12 protein-coding genes are annotated in these 13,012 nt (G+C 72.9%); 9 read left to right on the forward strand and 3 right to left on the reverse strand.

Translation table 11 applies throughout. From position 1 onward, the window contains the following. Positions 1 to 59 precede the first annotated feature (59 nt). The 6 genes from AW270_RS10220 (at position 60) to AW270_RS10245 (ending at position 7,406) form a co-directional block, all read left to right on the forward strand. A complete protein-coding gene (locus tag AW270_RS10220) occupies positions 60 to 677 on the forward strand; it encodes a bifunctional 4-hydroxy-2-oxoglutarate aldolase/2-dehydro-3-deoxy-phosphogluconate aldolase (protein WP_061293555.1) in 618 nt (205 codons plus the stop codon). Continuing rightward, complete coding sequence (locus tag AW270_RS10225; protein WP_218009153.1) at positions 674 to 1,618, forward strand: sugar kinase; 945 nt, start codon at positions 674 to 676, stop codon at positions 1,616 to 1,618. The genes AW270_RS10220 and AW270_RS10225 overlap by 4 nt, the downstream gene beginning before the upstream one ends. 10 nt (positions 1,619 to 1,628) lie before the next feature. Then, positions 1,629 to 2,504: an SMP-30/gluconolactonase/LRE family protein gene (locus AW270_RS10230; protein WP_061293157.1), complete on the forward strand. Its 876-nt coding sequence runs from the start codon at positions 1,629 to 1,631 to the stop codon at positions 2,502 to 2,504. A gap of 123 nt (positions 2,505 to 2,627) precedes the next feature. Continuing rightward, entirely contained in the window at positions 2,628 to 4,316 is a 1,689-nt protein-coding gene (gene xynC / locus AW270_RS10235) for a glucuronoarabinoxylan endo-1,4-beta-xylanase XynC (RefSeq protein WP_061293159.1), read from the forward strand. 160 nt (positions 4,317 to 4,476) lie between these two features. Next, positions 4,477 to 5,901 carry a glycoside hydrolase family 10 protein gene (locus AW270_RS10240; RefSeq protein WP_061293161.1) on the forward strand — a complete coding sequence of 475 codons (1,425 nt, stop codon included), beginning with the start codon at positions 4,477 to 4,479 and terminating at the stop codon, positions 5,899 to 5,901. Positions 5,902 to 5,927: 26 nt separating this feature from the next. Further along, positions 5,928 to 7,406 (forward strand): non-reducing end alpha-L-arabinofuranosidase family hydrolase, encoded by a 1,479-nt coding sequence (locus AW270_RS10245; protein WP_082801435.1) that lies wholly within the window; start codon positions 5,928 to 5,930, stop codon positions 7,404 to 7,406. Between the two features lie 46 nt (positions 7,407 to 7,452). Here AW270_RS10245 and AW270_RS10250 read toward each other — a convergent pair whose 3' ends face one another. After that, positions 7,453 to 8,397, reverse strand: coding sequence for an SDR family oxidoreductase (locus AW270_RS10250; protein ID WP_061293164.1), 945 nt, complete (start codon positions 8,395 to 8,397; stop codon positions 7,453 to 7,455). Positions 8,398 to 8,562: 165 nt separating this feature from the next. Between AW270_RS10250 and AW270_RS10255 the strand changes: the two genes are divergently transcribed. Beyond that, positions 8,563 to 9,405 carry a helix-turn-helix transcriptional regulator gene (locus AW270_RS10255; RefSeq protein ID WP_174549860.1) on the forward strand — a complete coding sequence of 281 codons (843 nt, stop codon included), beginning with the start codon at positions 8,563 to 8,565 and terminating at the stop codon, positions 9,403 to 9,405. Here the strand turns inward: AW270_RS10255 and AW270_RS10260 are convergent. Further along, positions 9,402 to 9,821 (reverse strand): MarR family winged helix-turn-helix transcriptional regulator, encoded by a 420-nt coding sequence (locus AW270_RS10260; protein ID WP_061293165.1) that lies wholly within the window; start codon positions 9,819 to 9,821, stop codon positions 9,402 to 9,404. The genes AW270_RS10255 and AW270_RS10260 overlap by 4 nt on opposite strands. Continuing rightward, complete coding sequence (locus AW270_RS10265; protein WP_061293166.1) at positions 9,814 to 11,076, reverse strand: FAD-dependent oxidoreductase; 1,263 nt, start codon at positions 11,074 to 11,076, stop codon at positions 9,814 to 9,816. Before AW270_RS10265 ends, AW270_RS10260 begins: the two co-directional genes overlap by 8 nt. Before the next feature lie 201 nt (positions 11,077 to 11,277). On the opposite strand from AW270_RS10265, the gene AW270_RS10270 reads away from it, so the two are divergent. Further along, the gene (locus AW270_RS10270) at positions 11,278 to 12,177 is read left to right on the forward strand and encodes an ABC transporter ATP-binding protein (RefSeq protein ID WP_061293169.1); all 900 of its coding nucleotides are present in this window, start codon (positions 11,278 to 11,280) and stop codon (positions 12,175 to 12,177) included. Further along, complete coding sequence (locus tag AW270_RS10275) at positions 12,174 to 12,950, forward strand: ABC transporter permease subunit (protein WP_061293171.1); 777 nt, start codon at positions 12,174 to 12,176, stop codon at positions 12,948 to 12,950. The genes AW270_RS10270 and AW270_RS10275 overlap by 4 nt, the downstream gene beginning before the upstream one ends. The last annotated feature ends 62 nt before the right edge of the window (positions 12,951 to 13,012 follow it).

Here is a 13,012-nt window from a genome sequence, read left to right on the forward strand (position 1 = left end):
ACGCGCCGGACTCCGGGGGCGGCCTGGCCGCTCATGGCCGATCGAAATGGGATGTGCTGATGACCGATTTCCTTTCGGACCTGACCGAGCACCGGCTGCTGGCGATCGTGCGCGGGCCCGACCGCGACGCGGCGCTGGCCACGGTGCTCACGCTCGCCGGAGAGGGAGTGCGGCTGATCGAGGTCTCGCTGGTCACCGCCGGGGCGCTGGAGGTGGTCCGCGAGGCGCGGGCCGCCCTGGGGCCCGGCGCGCGTCTCGGCGCGGGCACCGTCGTCACCGCCGCCGACGCCGGGAAGGCGGCCGAGGCGGGGGCGTCGTTCCTGGTCACCCCGGCGGTCAGCGCGGCGGTCGGGGAGGGGGCCGCGCTCGGGCTGCCGGTGCTGGCGGGGGCGCTCACCCCCACCGAGGTGGTGAACGCGCTCGCCGTGGGGGCCACGGCGATCAAACTGTTCCCGGCCTCGCTCGGCGGGGTGCGGCACCTGCGGGCGCTGCGCGACCCGTTCCCCGGTGTGCCGTTCGTGCCGGTCGGCGGGGTGGGCACGGCCGAGGCCGCCGGCTACCTGTCGGCCGGGGCGGTGGCGGTCGGCGTGGGCTCCCCCCTCGTGGGGGACGCGGCGGCGGGCGGCGACCTCGGCGCGCTGCGGGCGCGCGCCCGCGCGTTCCGGGAGAGCCTGTGAGCGTGCTGACCTTCGGGGAGACGATGGCCTCCCTGCGGGCCGAGGGGCCGATCCGGCTCGGCGGCGGCATGCGGCTGTCGGTCGCCGGGGCGGAGTCCAACGTCGCGATCGGCCTGGCCCGGCTCGGCCACCGCGTGCGCTGGGCCGGGCTCGTGGGCGACGACGAGACCGGGGAACTCGTTTTGCGCACCCTGCGCGCCGAGGGCGTCGACCTCACCCACGCCCGCGCCGACCGGCGCGGCCCCACCGGCCTGGTGCTGTTCGAGCGCCGGGTCGGCGAGCTGACCCGGGTCATCTACCACCGGGCGGGCTCGGCCGCGTCGTTCCTGTCACCCGGCGACGTGCTCCCCGCGCTCGACCCGCCACCGGCGATCCTGCACGTCACCGGCGTCACCCCGGCCCTCGGGCCGGGCCCGGCCGAGGCGGTCCGGGCGGCCGTCCTGGCGGCGGTCGGCTCCGGCGTGCCCGTCTGCCTGGACGTCAACTTCCGCGCCCGCCTGTGGGACCGGGAGACGGCGGCCGCGGCGCTCCGCCCGCTGGCGTCCTCGCTCACGGTCGTCGTCGCCTCCGACGACGAACTCGACCTCGTCGCGCCCGCCGCCGCGACCACCGAACGCGACCGGGTGGCCGCGCTGCTCGACGCCGGGGTGCGCGACGTCGTCGTCAAACGCGGCGCGGACGGCGCGACCGGCCACACCGCGACGCAGACCGCGCACCTCCCGGCCCGGCGGGTGGCGGTGGCCGACGTGGTCGGGGCCGGTGACGCGTTCGTCGCGGGGTACCTGTCGGGGATGCTCGACGACCTGGACCTGCCCGGCCGCCTCGGGCGGGCGGTCACGGTCGGCGCGTTCGCCGTCGCCTCCACCGGCGACTGGGAGGGCCTGCCCGCCCGTTCCGAGCTGGGCCTGCTCGACGGCCTGCCCGGCTCCGTCCTGCGATGAGGAGACAGACATGGACGTCTGGTGCGCGATCGACTGCGAACTCGGTGAGGGCGCCCGCTGGGTCGACGGGCGGCTGGTCTTCGTCGACATCCTCGCCGGGCGGCTGCTGACCGTCCCGGCCGACCGCCCCGGCCCGGCCGAGGAGCTGTTCCGGCTGGACGTCCCGCTCGGGGCGGTCGCCCCGGTCCGGGGCCGGCCCGGCCTGTGGCTGGCCGCGGCGGGCCGGGGCTTCGCGCTGCTCGACGAGCGGGACGGTTCGGTGGAGTGGATCGACCGGCCCGCCCCGGCCGGCTCCCGGATGAACGACGCGGTCTGCGACCCCGCCGGGCGCATGTGGGCGGGCGCGATGCCCTACGACTCCACGCCCGGCGCGGGCGTCCTCTACCGGGTCGGCCCCGACCTGGCGGTCACGCCCGTGCGCACCGGCCTGACCATCCCCAACGGCCCCGCGTTCTCGGGCGACGGCCGCACGATGTACCTGGCCGACAGCGCCGAGGGCCGGATCGACCGGCACGACGTCGACCCGGCCACCGGGGACCTCGGCGCGCCCGCCGTGTTCGCCACGATCCGGGACGGCGGCCCCGACGGCATGACCGTCGACGCCGACGACCACCTGTGGGTCGCGGTCTGGGGCGGCTCCCAGGTGCGCCGCTACACGCCCGAGGGGCGGCTCGACCGGGTCGTGGACGTGCCGACCCCTCAGCCCACGAGCGTCTGCCTCGCCGGCGGGCGGCTGTTCGTCACCTCCGCCGCCCACGGACTGTCCCCCGCCCCGGCTCTGGCGGGAGCGGTCTTCGCCGTCGACGTCGAACAGGCGGGCCGCCCGGCGGCGGCTTTCCTGAAATATTCAGGGGTCGGTGAAACTTCGCGTAGTTCGCACGCCTGACGAGGTGACGCGCGTTGACCCCCTGCCGGGGCCGGACCACACTCTGCCGGGATATCACCCCTCCGCGGGACGTCCGAAATGTTAACGCCAACATCTCGAAACCCGCGGGCGACAGGAGAAGTCATGACACGTGATCGGAATCAACCAGAGGACGGCGAGCGGGGACGGCTGAGCCGCCGGGCCGTCCTGACCACGATGGGAGCCCTGCCGGTCGTCACGGTCGCGGCCTCGGTCGTCGGGGCGACCGAGGCGGCCGCCGCCACGGCGGTCGTCAATCCGTCGGCGCAGCGGCAGACGATCCGGGGTTTCGGCGGGATGGCCCACGCGGCCTGGATCGGCGACCTCACGGCCGCCCAGCGGGACACGGCGTTCGGCGCCGGCGAGGGCCGCCTGGGCTTCTCGGTCCTGCGGATCCCGGTGCCGGAGAGCTCGGCCGACTTCAGCCGTGACCTGGCCACGGCCCGGCGCGCGGTCGAACTCGGGGCGATCGTCTTCGCCTCGCCGTGGAACCCGCCCGCCTCCATGATCGAGACCTTCACCCGGGGCAGCCAGACCAACGCCAAGCGGCTCAGGTACAACGCCTACGCCGCCTACGCCCAGCACCTGAACGACTTCACCACCCACATGCGCAACAACGGGGTGAACCTCTACGCCATCTCGGTGCAGAACGAGCCCGACTACGCCCACGACTGGACCTGGTGGACTTCCGCCGAAATGCTCCGATTTTTACGGGAGAACGCAGGTTCGATCAGCACCCGGGTCATCGCCCCCGAGTCCTTCCAGTACGTGAAGAGCGTCTCCGACCCGATCCTCAACGACGCCACGGCGCTCGCCAACGTCGACATCCTCGGGGCGCACCTCTACGGCACGTCCTACTCCAACTTCCCGTATCCCCTGTTCAAGCAGCGGGGCGCGGGCAAGGAGCTGTGGATGACCGAGGTGTACTACCCCAACAGCAGCGACTCGGCCGACCTCTGGCCGCAGGCGCTGGACGTGGGGGAGCACATCCACCGGGCCATGGTGGACGCCGAGTTCCAGACCTACATCTGGTGGTACATCCGGCGCAGCTACAGCCCGATGCGGGAAGACGGCACGATCAGCAAGCGCGGCGCCATGATGGCCCACTTCGCCAGGTTCGTCCGCCCCGGCTACGTGCGGATCGACGCGACGGCCAACCCGGCGTCGAACGTCTACGTCTCCGCCTACCGCAGCGGCGAGACGATCGTCATCGTCGCCGTCAACAAGAACACCTCCGGCGTGAGCCAGCAGTTCACCCTGTCGGGCAGCGCCGCGACCGCCGCGACCTGGTGGCTGACCGACGCGAGCCGGACCGTCGCCCCGCAGGGGACCGTCGCCATGGCGAACGGCTCCCTCACCATCACGCTCCCCGCCCGGAGCATCACGACCTTCGTGACCAGCGCGGGCCCCGTGCCGTCGCCGACCCCCACGCCCACGCCGACCCCCTCACCCTCCCCGTCGCCCAGCGGCGGCACCGGGCAGTTCCGGGTGGCGTACACGATGAACCCCTGGAACACCGGCTTCACCGCCAACATCAGCATCACCAACACCGGCACCTCGCCGGTCGACGGCTGGACGCTGGTCTTCACCCTGCCCTCCGGGCAGGCCATCACCTCAGGCTGGAACGCGAGCTACTCGCCGTCCAGTGGCCAGGTGAGCGCCCGCAACGTCAGCCACAACGCGGTGCTCGCCCCCGGAGCCACGATCGACGTCGGCTTCCAGGCCACCCATACCGGCAACACCTCGGAGCCGGGCGCCTTCACCCTGAACGGCGTCGCCTGCACCGTGGTGTGACCGACACGTCTCCCCGAGGCGGCCTCCTGCCATGTGTGGTGCGTGGCGGGACCGGCCGTGACGCCCATGTGGTGTGCGTTCCCCGATCACGGGACGCGGCGTCGATCGCGGGGTGACCCCCCTCCATCCGCTATCCGTGATTCCTCTGGAGCACTCAGCCATGGGCACTGCACCAAGACGTCTGGGGAACCCCCGGGTTCTCATCGCCGCCGTCGCCGGCCTGCTCGGCGTGGTCACCGCGCTGACGGTGCCGACCACGCCGGCCGGAGCGGCGGCGAGCACGCTCGGCGCCGCCGCCGCGCAGAGCGGCCGGTACTTCGGCACCGCCATCAGCGCGAACCGGCTCGGCGACTCGCAGTACACGACCATCGCGAACCGCGAGTTCAACATGATCACCGCCGAGAACGAGATGAAGCTCGACGCCACCGAACCTGCGCGCGGCCAGTTCAACTTCAACGCCGGTGACCGGATCTACAACTGGGCGGTGCAGAACGGCAAGCGCGTGCGCGGCCACACGCTCGCCTGGCACGCCCAGCAGCCGAGCTGGATGCAGTCGCTGTCCGGTTCCGCGCTGCGGCAGGCCCTGATCAACCACATCAACGGCGTGGTGGGCCACTACAAGGGCAAGATCTACGCCTGGGACGTCGTCAACGAGGCCTTCGCCGACGGCAACGGCGGCGGCCGCCGCGACTCGAACTTCCAGCGGACCGGCAACGACTGGATCGAGGTGGCCTTCCGCACCGCGCGGGCCGCCGACCCGGCCGCCAAGCTCTGCTACAACGACTACAACATCGACAACTGGACGTGGGCCAAGACCCAGGCGGTCTACAACATGGTCCGCGACTTCAAGCAGCGCGGCGTGCCGATCGACTGCGTCGGTCTCCAGTCGCACTTCAACAGCGGCAGCCCGTACAACAGCAACTACCGCACCACCATCTCCAGCTTCGCCGCCCTCGGCGTCGACGTGCAGATCACCGAACTCGACATCCAGGGCGCCTCGCCGCAGACCTACGCCGCCGTGGTGAACGACTGCCTCGCGGTGGCCCGCTGCGCCGGCATCACCGTGTGGGGCGTCCGCGACCAGGACTCCTGGCGGTCGGGCGACACCCCGCTGCTGTTCAGCGGCGCCAACAAGAAGCCCGCCTACGACGCGGTCCTGAACGCCCTGAACGCGGCCCCCCCGAACCCGACGCCCACCCCGACGCCCACGCCGACACCGACTCCCACGCCCACTCCGACCCCGACCCCGACCCCGACTCCGACGCCGACTCCGACGCCCAGCCCGGTTCCGGGCGGGTGCACGGCGACGATCACCACGACGACGACCTGGCCGGGCGGCTTCCAGTCGGCGGTGACCGTCCAGGCCGGCAGCGCGGCGGTCAGCGGATGGACCGTGCGGTGGACCTGGCCCGGCGGCCAGACCTTCAGCAGCCTCTGGAGCGGCCAGCAGAGCGTGTCCGGGTCCAACGTCACCGTGGTCAACGCCCCCTACAACGGCTCCATCCCCGCCGGCGGCTCCACCAGCTTCGGCTTCACCGCGAACGGCGCCGCGGCCACCCCCACCGCCACCTGCACCGCTTCCTGACGGACATCACGATGAGGAGAATCCAGATGCGCCTGCCCTGGCGATCCCGTTCACCACGCCCGGCCGCCACCACGGCGGCCCGGCGGTCCCCGCGCCGCGCCCCCGTGATCGGAGCGGTCGCGATCCTGCTGGCCGGAGCCGGTCTGCTGACCACGACCCCCGCCCAGGCCGCCGTCGCGTGCCGGGTCGACTACGCCGTCTCGTCGAGCTGGCCGGGCGGCTTCGGCGCCAACGTCACCATCAACAACCTCGGTGACGCGGTCAGCAACTGGCAGCTGACCTGGACCTTCGGGGCCGGTCAGCAGATCAGCCAGATGTGGAACGCCACGCCTGCCCAGTCGGGCTCGACGGTGACCGCCACCAACATGCCCTACAACGGTTCCATCGCCTCCGGCGGCAGCACCAGCTTCGGGTTCAACGCCTCGTGGAACGGCAGCAACCCGGCGCCGACGTCGTTCGCCCTGAACGGCGTGACCTGCGGCGGCTCGCCCAGCCCCACCCCGACCCCCTCGCCGACCCCGACCCCGACCCCGAGCCCGACGCCGACTCCCTCACCCACCCCGACGCCCTCGCCGACGCCGACCCCGACGCCGACGTGCAACCTTCCGTCCTCCTACCGGTGGACCTCCACCGGCGCGCTTGCGCAGCCGAGGTCGGGCTGGGTCTCGCTGAAGGACTTCACCGTCGCCCCCTACAACGGGCAGCAGCTCGTCTACGCCACCACGCACGACTTCGGGTCGAGCTGGGGTTCGATGAACTTCTCCCTGTTCAGCAACTACAACCAGATGGGCTCGGCCACCCAGAACGCGATGAACTCGGGCACCGTCGCGCCGTCGCTGTTCTACTTCGCGCCCAAGAGCATCTGGGTGCTGGCCTACCAGTGGGGCGGCCCGGCCTTCTCCTACCGGACCTCTACCAACCCGACCAACGCCAACGGCTGGTCCTCGCCGCAGACGCTGTTCTCGGGCAGCATCTCCAACTCCCAGACCGGTCCGATCGACCAGGCGCTGATCGGCGACGACCAGAACATGTACCTGTTCTTCGCCGGTGACAACGGCCGCATCTACCGGGCCAGCATGCCGATCGGCAACTTCCCCGGCAGCTTCGGCACCAGCTACCAGACCATCATGACCGACACCACGAACAACCTGTTCGAGGCGGTCCAGGTCTACAAGCTGGCCGGCCAGAACCGCTACCTGATGATCGTCGAGGCGATCGGCTCGCGGGGCCGGTACTTCCGGTCCTTCACCGCCACCAGCCTGGGCGGCACCTGGACGCCGCAGGCCGCCACCGAGTCCAACCCGTTCGCCGGCAAGGCCAACAGCGGCGCGACCTGGACCGACGACATCAGCCACGGTGAGCTCCTGCGCACCAGCGCCGACCAGACCATGACGGTCGACCCCTGCAACCTGCAGCTGCTCTACCAGGGCCGCAGCCCCAGCTCCAACGGCGTGGACTACGGTCTGCTGCCCTACCGGCCGGGCCTGCTGACCCTCCAGCGATGACGGCCTGACCACGGTGGGCCCGGCGCACCGCCGGGCCCACCGTCCCTCAGTCGTGGGGGAAGGACACCTTCGTCAGCTCCTCCGACACCCGCCAGACGCGCCGGGCCTCCTCGGCGTCGCGCAGGCGGGAGAAGAGGCGCTGCTCGCCGGGCGGGCCGCCCAGCTGGCGGAACCCGCTCGGCCCGTAGAAGCCGCCGTTCCGCGCGTCGGGGGAGGTGGCGGCGAGGAGAGCGGGGAGCTGCGCGGTCCCGACCGTGCCGACGAGGACGCCGCGGGCCGACAGGGCCCGGATCACCCGGACGCCCATCGTGTCCTCGGCGCGGCCGACCTCGGGCCGGGCGGCGAGCAGGCTCGTCGGCGCGATGCCCGGATGGGAGAGAGCGCTGGTCAGGCCCCATCCGCCCGCCTGGCTGCGCCGGGCGAGTTCGAGGCCGAAGAGGCCGAACGCGATCTTGGACTGACTGTAGGCGCGCATGCCGTGGTAGGACCGCTCCCAGTTCAGGTCGTCCCAGTTGATGGCGTTCTGGTTGGCGGCGATGCTGAGCTGCGAGACCACCCGCGCCCGGCCGGCCCGCAGCAGCGGCAGCAGGTGGCCCACGAGGGCGAAGTGCCCGAGGTGGTTGGTGCCGAACTGGAGCTCGAAGCCGTCGGCGGTCGTCCGCCGGTCGGGCGGGGTCATCACGCCGGCGTTGTCGATCAGGATGTGGATCGGCCGTCCCTCCTCCCGCAGCGCCTCACCGAGGGCCGCGACGGAGGCGAGCGAGGACAGGTCGAGCTCGCGGAGCCGCACGTCCGCGTCCGGGTTCCCCCGGCGGATCGCGGCGATCGCGGCCTCGCCCTTGCGCGGGTTCCGGACGGGCAGCACCACCTCGGCCCCGGCCGCGGCGAGCCGGGTGGCGAGGCCGAGCCCGATGCCGTCACTTCCCCCGGTCACGACCGCGCGCTTTCCTGACAGGTCGGGGACGCTGATGTCGACGGGTCTGCGTGGCATGGGTTCACTCCTGGACGTCGTGGCGATGTCCCCACCGTCGCCGATGTCGCCGGTGGTATTCAGGGCCCGCCGATCCCCCCATGACTCCCCAGAGGGGGATCGGCGGGCCGTGGATGCGCTGGTGGGCGGCCGGTAGAAAGGGGGGCAGCACCCAAGGAGGCACGTATGGTGATCGACCGGACGGGGCTCGCGGAGTTCCTCCGCCGCCGCCGGGAGTCGCTGCAACCGGAGGACGTCGGCCTCCCGCGCGGGCGCCGCCGCAGGACGAGCGGGCTGCGCAGGGAGGAGGCGGCCCTGCTCTGCCACATGTCGACCGACTACTACTCGCGCCTGGAGCGGGAGCGCGGGCCTCAGCCGTCCGAGCAGATGATCGCCTCCATGGCGCAGGGGCTCCACCTGTCCCTCGACGAGCGCGACCACCTGTTCCGGCTCGCCGGGCACAACCCGCCCGCGCGCGGCGCGTTCGGCGAGCACATCGGCCCCGGCCTGCTGCGCATCTTCGACCGCCTGCACGACACCCCCGCCGAGATCGTCACCGAGCTCGGCGAGACCCTGCGGCAGACCGCGCTCGGGGTCGCGCTCACCGGCGACCTGACCGTCCACACCGGCCCGGCCCGCAGCATCGGCTACCGCTGGTTCACCGACCCGGCCACGCGGCGGCTCTACGCGCCGCGCGACCACGAGTTCCTCAGCCGCATGTTCGCCTCGGGCCTGCGCGGCCTGGCCACGCTGCGGGGGCCCGGGTCCCGGGCGGCCCACCTGGCCGACCTGCTGCTGGCCCGGAGCGAGGAGTTCCGGGAGGTGTGGGACCGGCACGAGGTCGGCATCCGCCCCCGCGAGGTCAAGCACTTCGTCCACCCCGAGCTCGGCGCGCTCGAACTGGCCTGCCAGTCGCTGGTCGACCCCGACCACGGCCACATGCTGCTCGTCTACACCGCCGTCCCGGGCAGCGAGAGCCACGAGAAGCTGCGGCTGCTGTCGGTCATCGGCACCTATCAGGAGAGCTAGGACAGGGCGGCGCGGACGGCGCGGAGCATCCGGGTCAGCTCGGCGGCGTCGGCCTCCGACAGGCCGATGTTCTCCGGGGCGTTGAAGGCCGCCACCGCGGGCAGCGCGCGGCCGAGGAGCTCCCGTCCCGCCGGGGTGATCCGCAGGGCCGCGCGGCGGCCGCGTCCGCCCGGCCCGTCGCGCTCGACGAGGCCCCGGCCGACGAGGGAGAGGGCCACCTCGCCGAGGCTCTGCGGGCGCACCATGATCACGCGGGCGAGCTCGGCCTGGCTCAGGTCGTCGCCGTCGGCGAGCGAGGCCAGCACGCCGAACTGGATCGGGGTGAGCCCGACCGCGCCGAAGACGTCGGCGAAGCCCCGGGTGACGACGTAGGAGGTCTGGATCAGCTCCCAGAGCGGGAGGTCCGGTTCACCCATGGCGGGCGCCGGTGAGGGTGCGGCCGAGCCGCGTGGCGGCGGCGACCGCCGGCAGGGCGATCCGGGCGGCCCGGGTCCCGGCCGGGGTGGCGAGCCGCTCCAGCCATCGCAGCGGCTGGATCGACGTGCGGACGGCCTCCCCGGCGTAGGCGGCCATCCGTTTCTGGTAGCGGTGCACCGCCAGCGGGATCGTGGACTCGCCGTCCCGCACGAGCAGCAGCTCCTCGGCGAGCAGGTCGGCGTCGCGGATCGCGGTGGCCGCGGCCATGCCGCCGGTGGGCGGCATCGCGTGGACGGCGTCGCCCAGCGCGGTGACCGCGCCCGCCGGCCAGGGGGTGAGGTCGGCGTCGGGGTCGGCCGCGTGGAAGCCGAAGAACGCCACCGAGGCGGGGTCGGCGGCCCGCACCAGCGCGCGGACGTCCGGGCTCCAGCCGCCGAGCAGGGCGCCGGCAGCCCCGACGAGCCCGGCGGCGTCGAGCTCCCGGGGACGGTCCGGGTAGGCCCGGTCGGGCGCGAGCACCCCCCAGACCAGCGAGGGCGGCTCGGTGATCGCGGCGACCTCGGTGCAGGCGGCGGGGTCGACGGCGGGGCCTGACGCGGGGTCGTGGACGGTCAGGAAAAGCCCCACCCCGCCGGGGCCGAACGCCAGGGCCGGGCCGGGCGTCAGCAGCGCGGGGACCAGCGGTCGGGTGCCGGCGGTCAGGGGAGTGCGGCCGGCGATGCCGCCGACTCCGGCGGGCGCGGACGTCGGCCGCCCGGCCAGCGCGTGGGCGACGCGTGACCCGACCCCGTCGGCGCCGACCAGCAGGTCGCCGGTCTCGGTGCCGCCGTCGGCGAAGTGGGCGGTGACGGTCCCGTCGGGGTGGGTCCGGTGCCCGGTGAACTCCGACCCCAGCCGCAGCGCGTCACCCAGCCCGTGGGCCAGCAGCCGCCGCAGCGTGACCCGGCCGATCATGAGGGTCTCCGCCGCCAGGTCCTGCGCCTCGGCGAACAGCAGCCGCATCCGGTGGTCGGCGAAGGCGAACCGGGTGAACGCCCGCCGCCCGGCCGAACTGGCCAGCAGCGCCTGATAGTGCCCCGGCGCGAGACGGCGGCGGAGCGCGGCGCAGGCCAGGTGGTCGAGGTGGAGCCGGTATCCCCCCGTGGCCTCCACGGCCCGGTCACGGTCGTGGACGACCACCTCGATCCCGCCGCGCGACAGCGCCTGGGCCAGCGCCAGCCCGCCCATCCCCGCCCCGATCACCACGACCTTCATGACGACCCCGCCTTAGGTATCAGGTTCCTGATAGTCAATTCATGGTACTCGATATGTCGAAAGTCAATTGAAGAAAGCCGAATCGCCGAAATGAAAAAGCCGAAATTCCGGCATCGGGTTCTAAGTAGACAGTTTCCCCTGTGAAGATCTTGACTGGGTGCGCACGGTCGCGATGTCCATCCGTCTCGAAGGTTCAGCGCATTGATTGAGATCATCGGCTTGACCAAGCGTTACGGCACCAGAACCGCGGTGGACGGGTTGACGTTCACCGTCAGGCCCGGCCAGGTCACCGGGTTTCTCGGCCCCAACGGCGCGGGCAAGTCGACCACCATGAGGGCCATTCTCGGCCTCGACCGCCCGGACGCCGGCGGCGTCACGGTCGACGGCCGGGAATACGCGGGCCTGTCCCGCCCGATGCGCGAGGTCGGCGCGCTGCTGGACGCCCGCGCGGTGCACCCGCGCCGCACCGCCCGCAACCACCTGCTGTGCCTGGCCCAGACCAACGGCATCTCCGCCGCACGGGTCGACGAGGTCCTGGCCCTGGTCGGCCTGGAGTCGGTGGCCCGCCGGCGGGCCGGCGGGTTCTCCCTGGGCATGGGGCAGCGGCTCGGCATCGCGGTGGCGCTGCTCGGCGACCCGAAGGTGCTGCTGTTCGACGAGCCCGTCAACGGGCTTGATCCCGAGGGCATCAAATGGATCCGCGAACTGATGCGCGGCCTGGCCGCCGAGGGCCGCACGGTCCTGGTCTCCAGCCACCTCATGAGCGAGATGGCGCAGACGGCCGACCATCTCGTCGTCATCGGCAGGGGCAGGCTCATCGCCGACATCGGCGTCACCGAGTTCGTCCGGCAGGGCCAGAACATCCTCGTGCGCGCCGACCAGCCGGAACGCCTCGCCGGCCGCCTGACCGAGGCGGGCGCCACCGTCACGCCGGGCGCCGACGGCGCGCTCATCGTCACGGGCCTGGAGGCCGGGGACGTCGGCAGGGCCGCCCTGGACACCGGCGTCGTCCTCACGGAGCTGACCCCCCAGCGGTCGCTGGAGCAGGCGTACATGGATCTGACCCGCGACAGCGTCGAGTTCCAGACGAGCGCGGCATGAGCGCGGCCTTCGCGGACACGGTCCGCTCGGAGTGGACCAAGTTCCGCACGATCCCGGCCAACATCCCGACCCTGCTGTCCGCTGTGGTGCTCATGGTCGGCGCGGGCGCCCTCACCGCCAACGGGGCCGCCGAGAGCTTCCGCGCGGGGCGCGCGCCGTTCGACGCCACCTACATCAGCATGTACGGCGGGTTCCTGTTCGCCCAGCTCACCGTCGGCGCGCTGGGCGTCCTGACGGTGACGCACGAGTACGCCACCGGCCTGATCCGGACCAGCGCCACCGTGGTGCCGCGGCGCGGCCGGCTGCTGGCGGCCAAGGTGGTGACCTACGGCGTGATCGCCCTGGCCATGGGGCTGGTGTCCAGCTTCGGGGCGTACACGCTGGGGCAGACGGTGATCGCCGCCGGGGGCGCCCCGGCCGCCTCGCTCTCCGAGCCGGGGGTGCTGCGGGCGGTCGTCGGGATGGGGCTGATCTGGGCGCTGGTCGGGCTGGTCGGGGTGGCGCTGGGCATGCTGATCCGGGCCACCATGGCCGCCACGACCGTGCTGGTGGCGGTGAACTTCATCATCCCCGTCATCGGGCCCCGGCTGCTGCCCGACGCCGTGGGGGACTGGGTGACGACCTACTGGCCCATCTCGGCGGGGCTGCAGATCACGACCACCGTCCAGAACGCCGGGCGGGTGGCGCCGTGGACCGGGCTCGGCGTGATGGCCGGGTTCACGGTGGTGCTGCTGGCGGCGGCGTTCGCGCTGTTCCGCGCGCGCGACACCTGAGATGCGCCGAAACCGGATTCCGGCCACCAGAAGCCCATCTTTCGGCCAGTAGGTAACCGCCT

Origin of the sequence: Herbidospora cretacea (assembly GCF_001570605.1) — a bacterium.
Taxonomy (GTDB): Bacteria; Actinomycetota; Actinomycetes; order Streptosporangiales; family Streptosporangiaceae; genus Herbidospora; species Herbidospora cretacea.